We start from the raw sequence: 18,820 nt of genomic DNA, 5'->3' as shown, positions 1-18,820 counted from the left end.
GAAAGTTACTTCACGAATTTGACGACTGAAGTTCTTCCATTTTCTAAGGTTACTCTTGCAAAGTACACTCCGTTTCTGGCAGAAGTTAAGAATGCTGCACCTTCAGATGCATTTGGTTCTACACGTGTAATCGTTTGTCCAACTAAGTTATATACTTCAATGGACTCAATAATACTTTGCGAGTTTACTACAAAGCTATTATTGTTTGTGTTTACATAGTGTACAAAACCTCTCACTTCAGCAGATTCTACAGATAATGGTCCACAGGTAACATTTGCTGTCCATCCTGGTCTTGTTACTGAGGTATCAGATGTAAATACAAATGTTAAACATCCAGAAGCGTCTGAAGATGTAATCATCATTCCTTGTAAATCTCCTGAACCTTCTGCTGGCATATCGTTTCTATCCCAACACCAAAGTGGTCCATTAGGTGAATCAATTGTGGCAGCCATATTGTCTGGCCCATCATGAATTGTTAATCCATCCCAACATCCAGTAGCTCCATTGTTTTCTAAAGAAAAGAATGTAAATTCTACTGTTACCGCTTCACCTGCCATGTCTGGACAAATTGTATAGGTAATATTTTCACTAATACCGTAGTTACCTGATTGTCCTCCTGAATCTAAGAAGATACCATTTGTACAATCTGGCGGTACAGCTACATAAGGTGTACTGAAAGAAAACGGTCCTGCCCAAGCAGATACGCCATCTACACCACAATCAGCCTGTACATAAAACTCGTAGCTATTATCTCCAACTAAACCTGTTGCAGTGAACGGATTTGTGGTAACTCCTTCATCAGTGGCAGTTCCAGTTACCGTTCCGCCAGCAGTGATGTCAACAATTTCGATGTTCCAAAGAGTTGAAGTTCCGTTTTCTGTCCAACCTAAATCAGCAGAAGTTTCCATAATATTGGTAGCTGTCAACGCTGATGGTGCAGGACAAGTTTCCAATGTTGTAAAGCAGAATGGTCCAGCCCACGCTGAGAATGTTCCTCCACCACAATCGGCTCTTACATAAAAACAATAATCATTATTTTGTGTGAGTCCTGTAGCTGTGTAAGGATTCATGACTCCAGAAACTGTTGGTGTTCCTGTAGCCATTCCGCTTCCAGTTATATCCACAATTTCTATGTCCCAAGCTGTAGCTGTTCCGTTTTCCGTCCATCCTAAATCGGCAGCTGTATCTGTTAAGTTTGTTGCATTTAAAGCATTAGGTGTTGCACATGCTGGGAATTCTGTAAAAGATACATTGTCAATAGAAATGTCTCCTTCAAAGGTACCTGCACTTGTTCCTCTGAATGTCACAGATATTGTTTGACCTGCAAAGGCAGATAAGTCAACTACCGCCAATTCCCAAGGAGCTGTATCAGATGTTTGTTGTTCTCCACTTAATGTCCAAACATTTGTTGTTCCATTTACGAGTACATCTAGAGTTCCTATTTGTCCGCCATACATGTGATAGTTAAAAATCAATGCTGGTACAGTTAATCCAGATAAATCTACTAACGGAGATATTAAATCTGTTGTATCACCACTTGCTCCTGCTGATGCTTCTGTGTAAAAATAGTTTCCAGTAGTAATAGTTGGTGATGGTCCTGTTCCTCCTGAACCGGCATCCGTTCCTGGAGCAGATTCCCAATAATAAGTACCACCTGTTCCTGTCCAACAGTTTTCATTTGTAAAAGCTGAACCTCCTGTTGTAAATGTTTCGAAATCTTCTGTATATGGAGCCACAAGTGCATTACATGCAGTTGTAAAGGTAAATGGTCCTGCCCATGTAGAAGTTCCATTACCTCCACAGTCGGCTCTTACATAGAATTCATAAGTATTGTCATCTGTTAAGCCAGTAGCAGAGTAAGGGTTTGCTACTCCCGTTGCTGTTGGAGTTCCTGTAGCAGTTCCACCTCCTGTGATATCAACGATTTCAACATCCCATAAGGTTTCTGAACCTCCGGCTGTCCATCCTAAGTCAGCAGATGTAGTTAATATATTAGTTGCTGTTAAAGCAGTTGGTTCTGGACATGCTACAGTTGTAGAAAATGCAAATGGTCCAACCCATGCGGAAGTGCCATCAACACCACAATCTGCTTGCACATAAAATTCGTAATCATTAGTTGTTTCTAACCCAGTCGCGCTGTAAGGATTTGTAGTAATACCTGAAGCTGTTGGCGTTCCTGTTGCTGTTCCACCGCCAGTGATATCAACTAATTCGATATTCCATACGGTTGCTGTTCCGTTTTCTGTCCAACCTAAATCCGCAGAGAAACCATCAATGTTTGTAGCTGTGAGTGCGTTTGGCGCAGCACAAGATGGTAATTCTGTAAATGCTATATTATCTATTGAGATATCTCCTTCAAATGTTCCTGCGCTCGTTCCTCTGAAAGTAACAGTTATCGTTTGCCCTGCATACGCAGATAAGTTTACCACTGCAAGTTCCCAAGGAGCCGTTGCACTAGCTTGCTGTTCTCCAGATAAAGACCATACATTTGTTGTTCCATTTACCAATACATCTAAAGTTCCTATTTGTACACCAAACATGTGATAGTTAAACGTCAATGCTGGTGCCGCAAGAGCTGTTAAATCTATTAACGGAGAGATTAACTCTGTAGTGTCTCCAGAAGATCCATTAGATGCTTCTGTATAAAAATAATTTCCTGTAGTAATCGTTGGGTCTGGTCCTGTTCCGGCCGATCCATTATCAGTTCCTGGTGCAGATTCCCAATAGTATCCGCCGCCTGTTCCTGTCCAGCAGTTTTCGAATATAAATGCTGCACCTCCTGTCGTAAAAGTTTCAAAGTTTTCCGTGTAAGGCGCTGCTATTGCTGCACAAGCAGTTCTGAATGTAAAAGGTCCAATAAAAGCAGAAGTGCCGTCAACACCGCAATTTGCTCTTACATAATAGTCGTATTCTGTATTTTCCGTAAGACCTGTTAGTGTATATGGATTTGTAACTGCCGTTGCTGTTGGTGTACCTGTTGGAGGTGTTCCTGTAGTGACAACTTCAATATCCCATGCTGTTGCTGATCCGCTTTCTGTCCATGATAAATCTGCAGTCGTATCAGTAATATTCGCTGCCATTAACATAGATGGATCTGGACATGATGGCGGTGTTGCCGAAGTGATTGTTGGAGCATCAAAACAAAATCCCCACTCAAACCCTGGTCCACCTACTAAATCGTCAAAATAGATTCTGTATCTAAATCCGGATAATTGTGTTGGTGTAAATCCTACGATATTAAGAACATCTGTTGTGTAAGCTTCGCTAGTACCAGCACAAAAATTATTTGTTGGAGGTGTAGCTGTGTCAGCATCAATTGGTCCACTGAATACATTCCAAGTACTTGCATCTGCATCCCAATATTCGAATTGTAGAATGTCGTCATTATTATAATTGTAAACAAGGTTTCCAGACACGGTAATCCATGTTTCTCCTGCCATGAATGCAGCTGTTAAATCAATAACTGGTGATTCTGCAGCGATGTCATCATCACTTCCATTTCCAGCATCATCGTCATCAAAGGCAAAGTTTGCTGTAACCGTAGGATCAGCCTCAAGAGCCGAAGGATCTGCATTGTAAGTTCCTGTTAGCGACCAAGCTGGATTTGGCCACATTGCATTTTGATTTAATGTTTGTGAGAAACCTAGATAGGTACACACAAAAAACATTATACAAAAAATTTTAATTGTAGTTTTTTTCATTTGTTATTAGTTTTAGCTAGTTGTAATGCTAAATATATGAATTATTTATTTGTATATCATATAGATAAACAAAAAAAGCTGCTCAAGAATGAACAGCTTTTAATGATGTTTATTTTTTGTAAGATTACTTCACAAATTTTACTACTGAAGTTCTTCCATTTTCTAAGGTTACTCTTGCAAAGTATACGCCATTTTTAACGGAACCTAAGTTTGCTTGTCCTGCTGGAGCATTAGGCTTAGAAGTTGTAATGATTTGTCCAACTAAGTTGTATACTTCAATAGCACTGATAGTACTTTGTGCATTTACCACAAACGTATTTTCTACCGTATCTACATAGTGAATAAAACCTCTTACTTCTGCAGATTCTATTGATAAAGGAGTACATGTTACATTAGCGGTCCATCCTGGACGTGTTACTGATCCGTCAGATGTAAATACAAATGTTAAACATCCTGATGCATCTGTGGACGTAATTGTCATTCCTTGCAAGTCACCTGATCCTACCGCTGGTGTATCATTTCTATCCCAGCACCAAAGTGACCCATTTGGTGAATCAATTGTTGGTGACATATTATCTGGTCCATCATAGATGGTCATACCATCCCAACATGCAGTAGCACCATTGTTTTCAGCAGAGAAGAACGTAAATTCAACATTTACACCATCACCAGCCATATCTGGACAAATTGTATAGGTAATATTTTCGTTAATACCATAATCACCTGATTGTCCTCCTGAATCTAAGAAGATTCCATTAGAACAAGATGGTGGTACTGCTACATAAGGTGTAGCAAATGCAAATGGTCCTGCCCATGCAGATGTTCCATCGACTCCACAATCAGCTTGCACATAAAATTCATAGCTATTATCGCCTACTAAACCTGTTGCGTTGTATGGATTCGTCATTACTCCAGAAGCAGTTGGCGTTCCTGTTGCCATTCCTCCAGCAGTTAGGTCTACGATCTCTATATTCCAAGTGGTTGCAGTTCCGTTTTCTGTCCAGCCTAAATCAGCCGTAGTTTCCATAATATTGGTTGCTGTTAACGCTGATGGTGTAGGGCAAGTTTCAAGTGTTGAAAAGTTAAAAGGTCCAGCCCAACCAGAGAATGTTCCTCCACCACAATCAGATCTTACATAAAAAGCATAATCATTGTTTTGTGTAAGCCCCATTGCTGAGTAAGGATTTGTAACTCCTGAAGCCGTTGGTGTTCCTGTAGCCATTCCGCCACCAGTAATATCCACGATTTCAACATCCCAAACTGTAGCTGTTCCGTTTTCTGTCCATCCTAAATCAGCTGATGTATCTGTAATCATAGTAGCAGTTAGCGCATTCGGCACTGAACATGCTGGTAATTCCGTAAATGATACATTATCAATAGCAATATCTCCTTCAAAAGTACCTACTGCAGTTCCTCTGAATGTAATAGTAATAGATTGTCCTGCATACGCAGCTAAATCAACTACAGCTAATTCCCATGCTGTAATATCAGTTCCTTGTTGCTGACCTGATAATGTCCAAACATTTGTTGTTCCATTAACAATTACATCTAAAGTACCTATTTGTACACCAAACATGTGATAGTTAAACGTCAATGCAGGTGCAGTTAATCCTGATAAATCTACCAATGGAGAAACTAATTCAGCTACGTCTCCGTTACTTGCTCCTGATGCTTCTGTATAAAAGTAATTTCCAGTAGTAATCGTTGGTGATGGGCCTGTTCCTCCTGACCCTGCATCTGTACCAGCTGCAGATTCCCAAAAGTAAGATCCTCCTGTGTTACTTCCTGTCCAACAGTTTTCTGCTGCAAATGCAGCATCTACTGCTGGTGTAAATGTTTCAAAATCTTCTGTATATGGTGCTGGAATTGATGTACACGCTGTTGAGAATGTGAATGGTCCTACCCAAGCAGATGTTCCAGCTACACCACAATCAGCTCTTACATAAAAATCGTATGCTGTATCAGCTGTAAGTCCTGTAGCTCCGTAAGGATTCATTACGCCAGAAGCCGTTGGTGTTCCTGTTGGCATGGTACCACTAGTTAAAATTTCTACATCCCATGCTGTAGCAGTTCCTCCTTCAGTCCATCCTAAATCAGCTGTAGTATCTGTGATGTTTGTTGCAGTTAACATAGAAGGATCAATACATGATGGCGGTGCTGCCGATGTAATTGTAGGTGAGGTTACACACCATCCCCATTGCCAACCACCTTGGTCGTCATACGAAATACGATATTGAAATCCAGATAATTGTGTAGGAGTAAATCCAGAAATATCAAGTACTGGTGTAGTGTATGCTTGTGTGTTAGCACATGTTTGAAAATCATTTACTGTAGCATTACCTGCAAACGTATATAATGTAGACCATGTCATTGCGTCTGCATCATACGTTTCAATAATCAATACATCGCCTCCAAGGGCTCTGTATGTGAATTCACTGTTGATAGTGATCCACGTTTCTCCAGCTCCATTTGCAGCAGTAAGATCGATTACTGGTGATGTAGCAATAATGTCGTCCGCAGAGCCATTTCCTGCAGCATCATCATCCCATGTAAATGAGGTACCTGCTCCTGTCGGATCAGATAACAATCCACCTGCGGTGTATGTACCTGAAAGTGTCCAACCTGCGTTAGGCCAACTTGCGGCTTGATTCAATGTTTGAGAGACACCAATATAGGTTCCCAAAAAACACATAATCATAAAAAGTTTAAGTGTAATTTTTTTCATAAAAGTTTGATTTTTGTTAGTTAGTTGAATATCAACTGAAAGAACCACATTTTTTTTGGATGCATCATGTTTTTATCGACAAAAGAGTTGGTTTTATCGGTGAAAAACTCAAAAAAAGCATTTTCTTACAGTTTTTGTTAGTATTATTTTAACATTATTTTTTTGTTATATACCTCTTTTTCGTTGAAAATTTTAAGGGTATAATACCCTGAAGATAATGTTGCCATATCAATTGAATTTTGTGCGTCTATTTTTCCTCTTTTTACGTGTACGCCTCTACTGTCAAAAAGTATGTATTGAAACGATTTGTTTGAAGTAGTTTGTACCCAAATTTTTCCCGTGGTTGGATTAGGATATACTTGTATTTTATTTTTTTCTTGAAATTCTTCGGTGTTTAAAGGACTACTTCCTTCTAAGATGTTTAACGTTTGATTTGGCGTAACATTATAGAGTATATCTTGTGCGCCACCTAACCAGGTAACTTTTACATAATCAATTGTAGTATTTGCACCTATTCCAAAGAATTCTGTTCCTGAGTTTTGTGCAATGTATCCTTCGCCACAGACCGTGTATCTGTATTGCGATTCTGCTTGACTTCTGAGTTCAATCGTTGCTCCAATACCTTGACGATTGCTTATGACTCCTTCTAAATTTACTTTTAACCAGTTATTGGTAGATGTGGTTTGATTTTTCCATAAAAAGATATCATCGCCACCGTTATTGTTTACAATGATTTCTGGAAAACCATCATTATCTGTATCACCAATAGCATTTGCATAGCTTTCACTGGTATCATTTTGAAATCCTGAAGTTCCTAAGATGCTAAAGGTTCCGTCATTATTGTTGGAGTAATATGCTGCTGATAGTAAACTAGGAACAGCTCCATCTAAAGATCCACTTACATATAAGTCTAAATCACCGTCGTTTTCAGCATCTAAAAATACAGCTCCCCAAGCCACACTTTGAAACATGGTTCCTGAGCCTGATGCAATATTTGAGAAGGTTCCGTCACCATTATTCCGTAAAAAATAGTTTCCCGGAACTCCATTTGTTACGTATATATCAAAAAAAGTATCGCCATCAACATCAGCTATAGTTACTGACATAGCATCAATAGCAAGATTTGTTCCTGATACTTCACTTACATCCGTAAATGTACCGTCACCATTATTTTTGTACAGAATGTTTGTGGTGTTTGTTTTGTCATTTGCCATATAAATATCTTGCCATCCATCATTATTGTAATCGAAAAATGCAGAACAAAATGATAAATGACTTCCGCTGTCTATTCCCGCAGCAGCGCTGACATTGGTAAATGTTCCGTCGCCATTGTTTTTGTAAAGATAGTTTGGTTGTGGGCCGTTGTTTATTTCCCGATTGCATAGAAATACATCTAAAAAGCCATCATTATTATAGTCGCCCCAAGAGGAGCCAAAATTATCTTGTACCGCCAGCGGCAAACCAGATGCACTTGTAATATCAGAAAGAGCGTTTCCATTATTTCTATACAAACGACTTCCATCGGCATTACTTGACAGATATAAGTCTTTGTCACCATCGTTGTCAAAGTCAACCCAAATGACTTGTTTTTGTTGCGAATTGTTATTAGGCACCAAAGAAGTTTCTAACGAATACGTACCATTTCCATTGTTTTTGTAAATTTTTAAAGGATCGCCGCTTTGCGTGGCAATGGTAATATCATCCCAACCATCATTATTGAAGTCGCAAAAAGAAATTCCTGCACCAAGAAAAATAGTGCCACTATGATCGTCCACTCCTGCTACTGTAGCATGGTTTTCAAAATAGGCTTGTGCATTTAGCTGTTGAAAGCAATATATAAATAATAGGTACGAAAAGAATAGGTGTAATTGTCTTTTCATAGGCAGTCGGTAAATAAATTATTGAGTTCGAGGCTCCTAAACTATTAAAAGAACTTAAATTTCACAAATATTTAACAATATAATCGCTGTAGTTGCAGTTTTTGTACGATGAAATAATTGATAAGGCTAGATACTTTCTAAATTTTATAGAATTCTGAGATTATTTTATAGTAATACCATGTTAAACCTTTTTACAAAAAAATACCTCTAAGTTCATAACTCAGAGGCATCTTTGTATATAATTATGTATTTCTTTTTTATTCTTCTGTGAATCTTTCAATCACTTCTTGACTGACTCCTGTGTTAGAGAATCCACCATCGTTGTATAAGTTTTGCATGGTAACACGCTTCGTTAAATCAGAGAATAGTGTCACAGTGTAGTTGGCGCAATCTAATGCCGTAGCATTTCCAAGTGGCGACATTTTTTCTGCATACGAGATGAATCCGTCAAAACCTTTTACACCTTGTCCTGCCGTTGTTGGCGTTGGCGATTGTGAAATGGTGTTGACACGTACTTTTTTATCTTTTCCAAAGAAATACCCAAAACTACGTGCAATAGATTCTAAATAGGCTTTGTTATCTGCCATATCGTTGTAATCTGGAAATGTACGTTGCGCCGCCATATACGTCAACGCTACAATACTTCCCCACTCGCTCATCGCGTCAGCTTTGTATAAAGTTTGCATTACTTTGTGAAAAGAAACCGCAGACACATCCCAACCTTTGGTCAGCCAATCGTATTTTAAATCTGTGTAGTGTCTTCCTTTACGAACATTGACAGACATTCCGATAGAATGCAATACGAAGTCAATTTTCCCACCTAAGATTTCCATAGATTTTTCTACGAGGTTTTGAATGTCTTCTTCATTCGTAGCATCAGCAGGAATGATTTCTGAACCTGTTTTCTCTGCTAAGTCCTTTATTTTTCCCATACGCATCGCAATAGGCGCGTTTGTCAATACAAACGTTCCTCCTTCTTCATGCACACGTTCGGCAGTTTTCCACGCAATAGAATTTTCGTCTAAAGCACCAAATATGATTCCTTTTTTTCCTTTTAATAAGTTGTAACCCATTTTGGTTTATTTAAAAATTAGTTTTAGTTTTTGAAATATACTCATTTTATTATGAAGTCTTTGTAATGATGCATCTATATCTTTAATGAAGTCATTTCTCAACGCCTTTTGCTTTGCTTTTTTATAATATGAATATGCTTTGAAAAAATCTCCATTCAATTCATGAGCTTTTGCAATGAGACTAAAAATTATGGATTCATCTACCGTTTTAATTTGCAATGCTTTTTCACCGAATGTCAACATTTCTTCGTTGTACCCCTTATCAATTAAGAGATATGCATAATTATGATATGGCGAATGATAGTTTCCTGCAAATTTAACTGCCAGTTTGTAATGCATTTCTGCTTTCTCATAATCTAGCATTTTGTAATGATAAATCCATCCCAAATGATTATGTGCTTTGCTGTAATCTGGATAATTCTCCAACACTTTATATAGCAATGCTTTCGCTTCTTTTACTGCGCCTTCTTCTATGAGGTTATCCACATCAAAAAGCATGTCTTCTTCGTCTCTGAAATCCATCTTAATTTAATAATTCTTTTGCGTTAGCCATGGCAGAATCTGAAATTTTAGCACCACTCAACATCTGCGCAATTTCTTGGATGCGTTCTTCTGCCTGTAATTCCTTTAATTGTGTGGTGGTGACTTCATTAATGTCTTGTTTGTACACTTTAAAATGTTGCTTTCCTTTGGCAGCAATTTGTGGCAAATGTGTAATGGCAAATACTTGCATGCTTTTGCTCATTTTTTGCATAATGTTCGCCATTTTATTCGCAACTTCTCCCGAAACTCCTGTGTCAATTTCGTCAAACATAATGGTTGGTAGTTGCATGTAAGTGGATAGAATTGCTTTGATACACAACATGACACGCGATAATTCTCCACCAGAAGCCGCTTTTTTCAATTCATTAAAGTTTCCGCCTTTGTTTGCCGCAAATAAAAACTGCAAATCGTCCATTCCGTTCGCATAAAACTGATTGCTCAATTGCACGTTGATGTTAAAACGTGCATTTGGCATGCCCAAAGTTGCCAACATCTTTTCCAATTGTGCTACTAACGATGGAATTCCTTTGGAACGTTGATCGTGAATAGTTTTGGCAATTTGTTGCAATTGTTTGCTTATAGCTGCTAATGCTTTTTCTTTGGTTTGAATGTGCTCGTCAATGTTTTCTGAAACTGATGCTTTTTCGGAAAGTTCTGTTTGAATCGATATTAATTCTTCTACTGAAAGTACATTGTGCTTTTTTTGTAGATCGAATATTTTTTGCAGCTTTCCAGAGATTTCTTCTAACAAATCCGGATCAAAAGAAGCTTCACTTTGCAAGTTGATGATTTCGTTATAAATGTCATCCAACTCAATGTATGAACTTTGTACGCGTTCTGCCAATTGCGCAAATTCAGGTGCAATATCTGCAAGTTTTCCAGAAGCTACTTGCAATTCTGACAATAAATTTAACACACCTACTTGTTCATCAGAAAGCAATTGTTCTGACGCGCTTAGATTCGTTTTAATGTCTTCCGCATTGTTCAAACGTTCGTATTGTGCTTCCAAATCGGCAAGAATCAACCCTTCCAATCTTGCTTCTTCCAATTCTTTCAACAAAAACATATTGTAATCGTGTTCTTTTTCTAAAGCCGATCGTTCTTCGCGTATTTTTTTGAGTTCTTTTTGTGTGAATTGATAGGTTTTCAGTAATTCTTGATACGAATGGACTTCTTCAGAAACATTTGCCAAAATATCTATGACTTGAAATTGAAATTGATTATCCGTCAGTTGCAAGGTTTGATGCTGCGAATGAATGTCAATCAACTGATCGCCCAAGGCTTGCAAAACGCCCAAACGAACTGGAACATCATTGACAAAGGCTCTCGATTTCCCAGAAGGCAATATTTCACGACGCACAATGGTATCCTGATCGTAATCGAGATCATTCTCTGTAAAAAAATGTTTGAGTTTGTACTTTTTAATGGCAAATTCAGCCTCAATCACACATTTACGTTCTTTGTTTTTCAAAGACGATAAATCTGCGCGTTTTCCGAGTATGAGCGCCAATCCACCTAAAAGGATAGATTTTCCAGCACCTGTTTCTCCAGTAATGATCGTCAATCCTTTATCAAATTCCACTTGTAAAGAATCAATCAGCGCAAAGTTTTTTATAGAAAGTTGTGTGAGCAATGCAGTTGCGTTTTTAGTACGTTAGTTTCTACTCACAAAAATAGTGTATTGCGATAAGTTTTCGCAAAAATTAGAATTTAATTTTTCCCCATTTTGTGGCATGAAACGGAGCTACCTTGTTTAAGGTTTCTACCAAGCGAATAACATTTACTTTGGGACCCCCTGAAAATATTTGTTGAATTTCTTCGGCTTTGGCATCAAAAAAGGTTTGTAATAAGAAGGAATTTGGTCTTCGATTGCTCAATGCTTTAAAGATTTCCAACGTACTGCTAATCGCCGATTTTCCTGCACGCGGATCGTCTGCCATGACGTCCAAACCTACTCTGTGGTAGTTGTACATTACGGTTCTGTATTCTTTATGTGTGTTGTTGAGCATATTGTCTAACAATCTCCAACGTGTACGGTTTCCATCTGCTTCTTTCCATCCTAAAAATGCACTCGTTTGTGATAAGTTTACAATTTGCTGTGCAATGGCATAATAGTCAGAACCGCCACGAAGCGAGTAGGTATCTGCATCAACTCCCAAAACAATGTATACATAATACGCAATTACAGATACCAAGTTGGTTGTAAATGCATTCGGATTGTATACGATTGGTTGAAATTCTTGATAGATGAATCGGAATTGACGATCGTTAAAGTTGAATACAGGCGATTCAAACGACGAGTTGTATATTGGTCGTGACGATTGTACTTGAAGCGTAGCTACAAATTCGTCCGAGTTGTATTGTGATACCGTAATCAACATATTACAGTTGATGCGTTCACTTGCCTTAAATTTTTTATTAGTCCATTGCGTTTTGTTCACAAAATCATTCAATGAACGTTCCAACGTTTTGAAAATTTGTTGGTTCGTTTGATTGATTTGTTGTACATCAACCGTAATTTGACAGTTGAGTTCTTGTGCAGTGGTTACAGATACTACACTAAAAAGTAAGATGCTTAAAACTAGGTTACGCATGGATTCGCTTTAAAATTTCATTAAATATGTCAATGGCTACTTCGGCTTTCGATTTTAACCCAAAGGCTAAGGTATTCATTTTTTTGTCAATAATCGTGACTTTGTTGGTTGGTTTTCCAAAACCTGCTCCTGCATCGTTTAGAGAATTGAGCACAATCATGTCTAAATTTTTACGTATCAGTTTTCCTTTGGCATTTTCCAATTCATTGTTCGTCTCTAAAGCAAAACCGACTAAAAACTGCTCTTTTTTGATGGCTCCTAACGATTTTAGGATGTCTTTGGTTTTCACCAACTCTATATGTAACGATGAATCTTTCTTTTTTATTTTCTGAGTCGCTACATCTTTTGGAGTATAATCGGCAACTGCTGCAGACAGTATGGCAATATCTGCCGTTGGAAACGCCGCATGTGCTGCTTTGTACATAGCTTCTGTGTTAACAACATCTACTACATGTACGCTCGCATGTGAAATACTCAAATGGTTTGGTCCAGCAATTAACGTGACCTCAGCGCCTAAATTTGCTGCTGCTTTTGCCAATTCGAAGCCCATTTTCCCAGAGGAATGATTCCCAATAAAACGCACAGGATCAATGGCTTCATAAGTTGGTCCTGCGGTGATCATCACTTTTTTTCCTTTCAGCGGAAGCTGATTTAAAATATCTTTTTCAATAAATGAAACAATGTCTTCGGGTTCTGCCATGCGTCCTTCGCCTACCAAACCACTTGCCAATTCGCCGCTTGTTGCAGGAATCATCGTGTTTCCAAATTTCGTAAGTGTTTCAAAGGAGTTTTTTGTCGATGGATGTTTGTACATGTCCAAATCCATCGCAGGTGCAAAATATACAGGACATTTTGCTGAAAGATAGGTAGCAAGTAATAAATTATCACTAGTTCCCGATGCCATTTTCGACATCGTATTGGCTGTTGCGGGTGCAATCAGCATAAAATCTGCCCACAACCCTAACTCTACATGATTGGTCCACATGTCATTTTCATCTTCTTCATTGGTAAAAGAAGAATGCACTGGATTTTTTGATAAGGTAGATAAGGTAAGTGGTGTAATAAAGTCTTTGGCAGCAGGCGTCATGATCACTTGGACTTCGGCGCCTGCTTTTATGAATAACCGTACTAAAGAAGCTGTTTTGTAAGCGGCAATGCCAGCAGTAATGCCGAGTAATACTTTTTTGCCACTTAAAATAGACATATATTAAGCTTCTTCTTTTGTGTTGCGGTAATAAATTTTTTCTTCCAACCACTCTTGTACTGCAATAGCATGTGGTTTTGGAAGTTTTTCGTAGAATTTAGATACTTCAATTTGCTCTTTGTTTTCAAAGATTTCTTCTAAACTATCGTTGTGTGTCGCAAATTCGTCTAATTTCTCGATGAGTTCTTTTTTGATTTCAGAGTTGATTTGAATGGCTCTTTTAGCCACAACAGAAATTGCTTCATAAATGTTATCTGTTGGTGAATCAAACTGATTTCTCTCAATCGTTTTGGTGCTTACTGGAGCGTCTAAGTTTTTAATATCAACCATATTTGTTATTTTGAAATTTTTGATAATTCTTCTGTGATAGAAGCCATCAATTTGTCAGCTTCTTCTCTGTATTTTGATTCTGGATAAAACTTTACCAACGTTTTATAAGCTGATGCGGCATCATTGAAACGTTCTTCCATCAGTGATTGAAAGCTTCGTACTGCCAAATTATACATTGCATCTAGTCTTAAATACATTGCATCTTCTCTAAATTTTGTTCCTGGATAGTCGGACAAAAAGTTTTCTGTTGCTTTGATAGAAGCTTTGAAATCGGAAATCGTATTGTATTGTTTTGCAATTTCGTAGGCTTTCTTTTCAATTTTAGTAGTCAATTCGTCTACCATTACATTGGCTTGATCTAACAATTCAGAATCTGGATAGTTATTGATAAATCCTTGTAATTTGTTGATGGCTGTGATTGTTTCGCGTTGATCAATGCTGTAACGAGGCGATTGCATATAATAACTTTTTGCTTCATAAAAAGAAGCTACTTGCAAGCTATCACTTTTAGGATATGAACGTACAAAACGCTCAAATTGATATCCCGATATAATGTATTGTTCTGTTTCAAACAGCGAACGTCCGTACAAAAATGTAACGCGTTCCCCTTGTGGCTTCCCTCTATATTTTGGTACAATTTGCTCAAAAAGTCTACTCGATTTTTTGAACTTTTTTTCATTGTACAAACGTTCTGCAAGTTCGTATTTTACTTTCGTATCTTCCGACTTTAGTGCTTTTTGGTATTCGCTACAAGAAGCAAGTGTTGCAACCGCTAAAATTAGGTATAGAAATTTTGGCATCTTTTTAAACATCTGGCAAAAATAGGTATTTATTATGTATTATGAAAACATTTTTAAGACCGCTAAAATAACAGTACAAATCTGTTTTTCGTATTCTTTATCATAGTTTTAACTTTTTTGTGAGTTGGCTATGCGCACGGATTGCTTCAGGGTTAGACCTTTGGTGCTGTTAGACCGCTTTGTTTTGAGAGCAACTTTGCCTTTTAGACTTGTTAGACTCGATGTTGTGTAATTGGTATTTTGGTATATTGCTTACAAGGTTCTCGTTAACTCATTTTCAAATCCACACATTTTCAAATCATCAAATCATCAAATTATCAAATTATCAAATTAACAGGTAAACATATTGACAATCAACAAATAAAACCAAATTCAAATCTCCCACAGGTCTTTGTTTTCGTCAGAAAAATTTGTAGTTTTAAGAGATTCTTAAAAGCTTATTAACCATTTACTCCTAGTGTAATGATTCACATAGATCGTACTTCAGTACAAATTCCAGAGGCACTTCTTCCTAATAATAAAAGAGTAATAAGAGAGCTAGAAGAAGCCAAAGCTTTTTTTGAATATGCTGAACATTCAAGAGGACAACGAAGATTTCGCTTCAAAAATTATCTAGACAGATCTATCAGAAAGACCTTGCAAGAACTTTTCCATGGAAAATGTGCATATTGCGAAAGTTCTATAATGACCACATTTGCAGGAGACTTGGAACATTATCGACCTAAAGGTGGCGTTGCAGAATCTTCCGATCATACAGGATATTGGTGGTTGGTTAATGATTGGGATAATTTGTTAATTTCTTGTCGAAATTGCAATGTAAAAAAGAAGAATCACTTCCCAATTAAAGATGAAACACAAAGAGTGTTTACCTCAGAAGATGATCTTACCAAAGAAGAGCCTTTAGTATTAAATCCTTGTATTGACTATCCTGAAGATCATTTTATGTATACGGATGATGGAACTATTGTTTCTAAAACAGAAAGAGGAAAAGCGTCTATCCTATTGTTAAATTTGAATAGAAAACCACTGGTGTATGCGCGTGAAAATGAAGTGCGAGCTGTAAAAGCTAGTATTTCAAGAATTAATAGCATGATGAATGCTGATGTAAAAGATGAACAACTCTTGAAATCAGAAATTGAAACTTTGCAAAAAATGACGGCTAGCTCTGAAGAATATGCGGGAATTAAAAGGCAATATGTGTTGGCATTTTTAAAAGAATTTGGAGCTGATCGTATTGACAACAAACGTTTTAAGCATACCAAAACCTACAGTGACGAGGAAAAACGTGCTGTCACCAAAGAATATGAAGACTTTACTCAAAAAGTAGAAAGTAGCAACATGTATCAAGAAACTGAAAAGAGTTCCATGTACATGTTGAAAGAGCATTTTGTCGCTAAAATTGAATTGACAAATGTAAAAACCTATGAGAATCAAGAATTTAATTTGGTCAATGATGAAGGTTCTTTTGTATTATGGCTGATGTTGTTAGGTGAAAATGGTACGGGGAAAAGTACGGTGCTAAAGTCCTTGTGCATGAATTTATGCGATATTGATTATTTTCAGAATATGATTCGAATGGATTTGATTGATCCGACGAGTTTTATAAAACACCATGAATCAAAAGCGACCATTAAAGTGTGGATGACTGGAAGTAAAAACCCTAGAATCTTAGAACTGAAAAAAGATTCGGTGACCTTTACCAATATGCTTGAAGAAAGTGTTTCCATTTCGTTGCCGTTGTCAGATAAAAACATTCAGAGTGACGTTTGGTCCTCTCCTACTTTCTTATTAGGATATGGAGCTACACGCTTGCTCCCAAGAGGTTCCAAACATGAAGCAACAAATATTATCAATAAACTTAATAAAGTTGACAATCTTTTCAATCCGTTTGTTCCACTTGGAAATGCGGAACAATGGTTGTTAAACTTAGATGAAAAATTGTTCCGAAGAGCTGCGATTATTATCAAAGATTTGTTGCGCATTCCAGACGATAAAGAAATTAAAAGAACCGAAACCGAAGTCAAAATATACGTCAATAATCATTTAGAAACCTTCAAAGATTTAAGTGATGGCTACCAATCTGTCATGGCATTGACAACCGATATTTTACAATTGGTCATGAATTTTTGGGAAAACCCAGACGAAGCTAGAGGAATTGTTATTATTGATGAAATTGGCGCACATTTACATCCGCAATGGAAAATGCGCATTGTAAGTAGCATTCGCAATGCATTTAAAAACATGCAATTCATCGCTTCTACACACCAACCTTTATGTTTACGTGGCTTGGATCAAGGAGAAGTTATTTTGATGCGACGTGATGCTGACAAACATGTAGAAGTCATCACCGAACTTCCGAATCCGCGCGAATTGCGTATTGGTCAAATTTTAACGTCCGTATTTGGTTTAAGTTCTACGATGGATCCAGAATTAGAAGCTGAATTTAATCGCTATTTTGAACTAAGAGCTATGAATTCAAGAACGCCAGAGGAAGACGACGAAATGAGCGATTTGGAAGCACAATTAAAACCCGATTTGTTATTGGGCGAAACTTTATTGAATACGCAGGAATATAAAATCGTAAAGGAAAAGTATGAGTTTTATAAGAAGAATGAAAAACCAAGCAATCTAGAGAAGCTTTCAGATGACACCTTATCAGCTGTGCAAGAACTTTGGAAATCGTAACGTGTTAATGAGAACTATTTGCCATGATAAAAATTAATCGTCCTAAGATTCCAAATATCAAAATATATGCAGAAAAGAGCGAATCACTCGCTCCAGAATTGCGCGCCAACCTTTTGAAATTGATTGATGAAAATGCAGTCCATTTTCCAGATTTTGTGGCGCGATTGAAAGATGAAAACGAAAAATTTACCAAAGCCGAAGAAGAAACTTTAGAAGCGATCAACTATTATGCAGATCCTGAGAATTTTAAAAATAAAGACAAAAAAGTACCTAGCTTTACGGTGTATAAGAACAAAGAATTAAGAGAACATATCCGTACACTCTTCAATGATAAATGTGCATATTGTGACAGTGTTTTTTTAGGAAATAGTACTGCAGACATTGAACATTTTAGACCAAAAAAAGCATTCAATCCTTTTAAAGATGGAATTGACGAAAAACTGATTGAACCTGGCTATTATTGGCTTGCCGCCGATTGGCACAATTTATTGTGGTCGTGTATTCTTTGCAATCGAAAAAGTAATTTAGACCAACCAAATGTGGAAGGACTAAAACCACTTGGGAAGAAAAATCGTTTTCCCATTGCCGAAGAAACCAAACGCATACGTTCGCACAACCAAAATTTAGAAACTGAAAAAGCGATCTTATTAATTGTTGATCCGTGTGCCGATGATCCCGACGATCATTTTGTATTTCCTGTAAAAGAAGAAAAAGATGTAGGTATTGTAAGAGCTAAAATTCAAGAAAATGCACAGCCTAGCAAAAAAGGGGAAATCTCAATTGCGTTGTATGGCTTAAACAGAACAAAATTAGTGGCAGATCGTATGGAAGCTGGTTTGGACTTAAAATCTATTTTCATGGGACTTTTAGATAGTATTGAAGCCTTTTCACGAAAGAAAAACGCGGGCGAAGATACTTCTGAAGAAATAGAAAAATTTAAGTTTCAAAAAAAACGATTTCAATCAAAAATGAAAAAAACCTCCGATTTTCTAAGTTTTAAAAAAATGCTGCTAGAAGATTTTAAAAATTTCCCACAGTTGCAACGATTAGGATTGACTATTGAGAGTTTGTTGGAGTAAGTTTTTTATTGTTGATTTGATGATTTGGTGATTTGATGATTTGATGATTTGATGATTTGAAAATGAAGTTTCAAAGAAAACGCGAACATTGTATGAAAGAGTCTAACAATCTAACAGCGATCTAATATCTAATAGCGATAGCGGTCTAAAAATCTAAAAGCAAAGCGAGTCCAACCCAATGTGTCAATTTGAAAATTCTTCAATTT

Annotated in this window: 12 protein-coding genes; 2 read left to right on the top strand and 10 right to left on the bottom strand. The window is 37.3% G+C overall.

Annotation, left to right across the window (positions count from 1 at the left end; all coding sequences use genetic code 11):
* Positions 1 to 5: 5 nt before the first annotated feature.
* The 10 genes from KORDIASMS9_RS15680 to KORDIASMS9_RS15635 form a co-directional block, all read right to left on the bottom strand.
* Positions 6 to 3,701, bottom strand: coding sequence for a fibronectin type III domain-containing protein (locus KORDIASMS9_RS15680; protein ID WP_114903746.1), 3,696 nt, complete (start codon positions 3,699 to 3,701; stop codon positions 6 to 8).
* Between the two features lie 124 nt (positions 3,702 to 3,825).
* On the bottom strand, positions 3,826 to 6,426 hold the full coding sequence (locus KORDIASMS9_RS15675) for a T9SS type A sorting domain-containing protein (protein WP_162819995.1): 2,601 nt from the start codon (positions 6,424 to 6,426) through the stop codon (positions 3,826 to 3,828).
* 143 nt (positions 6,427 to 6,569) lie between these two features.
* Positions 6,570 to 8,306, bottom strand: coding sequence for an FG-GAP-like repeat-containing protein (locus KORDIASMS9_RS15670; RefSeq protein WP_114903744.1), 1,737 nt, complete (start codon positions 8,304 to 8,306; stop codon positions 6,570 to 6,572).
* Positions 8,307 to 8,563: 257 nt separating this feature from the next.
* On the bottom strand, positions 8,564 to 9,379 hold the full coding sequence (locus tag KORDIASMS9_RS15665) for an enoyl-ACP reductase (protein ID WP_114903743.1): 816 nt from the start codon (positions 9,377 to 9,379) through the stop codon (positions 8,564 to 8,566).
* Positions 9,380 to 9,385: 6 nt separating this feature from the next.
* On the bottom strand, positions 9,386 to 9,901 hold the full coding sequence (locus tag KORDIASMS9_RS15660) for a hypothetical protein (protein WP_114903742.1): 516 nt from the start codon (positions 9,899 to 9,901) through the stop codon (positions 9,386 to 9,388).
* Between the two features lies 1 nt (position 9,902).
* Entirely contained in the window at positions 9,903 to 11,555 is a 1,653-nt protein-coding gene (recN, locus tag KORDIASMS9_RS15655; protein ID WP_114903741.1) for a DNA repair protein RecN, read from the bottom strand.
* A 70-nt stretch (positions 11,556 to 11,625) separates the two neighbouring features.
* Complete coding sequence (locus KORDIASMS9_RS15650; protein ID WP_114903740.1) at positions 11,626 to 12,516, bottom strand: DUF4835 family protein; 891 nt, start codon at positions 12,514 to 12,516, stop codon at positions 11,626 to 11,628.
* The gene (coaBC, locus tag KORDIASMS9_RS15645) at positions 12,509 to 13,720 is read right to left on the bottom strand and encodes a bifunctional phosphopantothenoylcysteine decarboxylase/phosphopantothenate--cysteine ligase CoaBC (RefSeq protein ID WP_114903739.1); all 1,212 of its coding nucleotides are present in this window, start codon (positions 13,718 to 13,720) and stop codon (positions 12,509 to 12,511) included. The genes KORDIASMS9_RS15650 and coaBC overlap by 8 nt, the downstream gene beginning before the upstream one ends.
* A 3-nt stretch (positions 13,721 to 13,723) precedes the next feature.
* Positions 13,724 to 14,050, bottom strand: coding sequence for a DNA-directed RNA polymerase subunit omega (locus tag KORDIASMS9_RS15640; RefSeq protein ID WP_114903738.1), 327 nt, complete (start codon positions 14,048 to 14,050; stop codon positions 13,724 to 13,726).
* A gap of 5 nt (positions 14,051 to 14,055) precedes the next feature.
* The gene (locus tag KORDIASMS9_RS15635) at positions 14,056 to 14,850 is read right to left on the bottom strand and encodes an outer membrane protein assembly factor BamD (RefSeq protein ID WP_114905261.1); all 795 of its coding nucleotides are present in this window, start codon (positions 14,848 to 14,850) and stop codon (positions 14,056 to 14,058) included.
* A gap of 462 nt (positions 14,851 to 15,312) precedes the next feature.
* Between KORDIASMS9_RS15635 and KORDIASMS9_RS15630 the strand changes: the two genes are divergently transcribed.
* Both KORDIASMS9_RS15630 and KORDIASMS9_RS15625 read left to right on the top strand, forming a co-directional pair.
* Positions 15,313 to 17,535 (top strand): AAA family ATPase, encoded by a 2,223-nt coding sequence (locus KORDIASMS9_RS15630; protein ID WP_114903737.1) that lies wholly within the window; start codon positions 15,313 to 15,315, stop codon positions 17,533 to 17,535.
* Positions 17,536 to 17,558: 23 nt separating this feature from the next.
* Positions 17,559 to 18,614: a hypothetical protein gene (locus KORDIASMS9_RS15625; protein WP_114903736.1), complete on the top strand. Its 1,056-nt coding sequence runs from the start codon at positions 17,559 to 17,561 to the stop codon at positions 18,612 to 18,614.
* The last annotated feature ends 206 nt before the right edge of the window (positions 18,615 to 18,820 follow it).

It is taken from the genome of Kordia sp. SMS9, assembly GCF_003352465.1.
Classification (GTDB): Bacteria; Bacteroidota; Bacteroidia; order Flavobacteriales; family Flavobacteriaceae; genus Kordia.
This window is presented reverse-complemented; position numbering and strand designations above follow the sequence as displayed.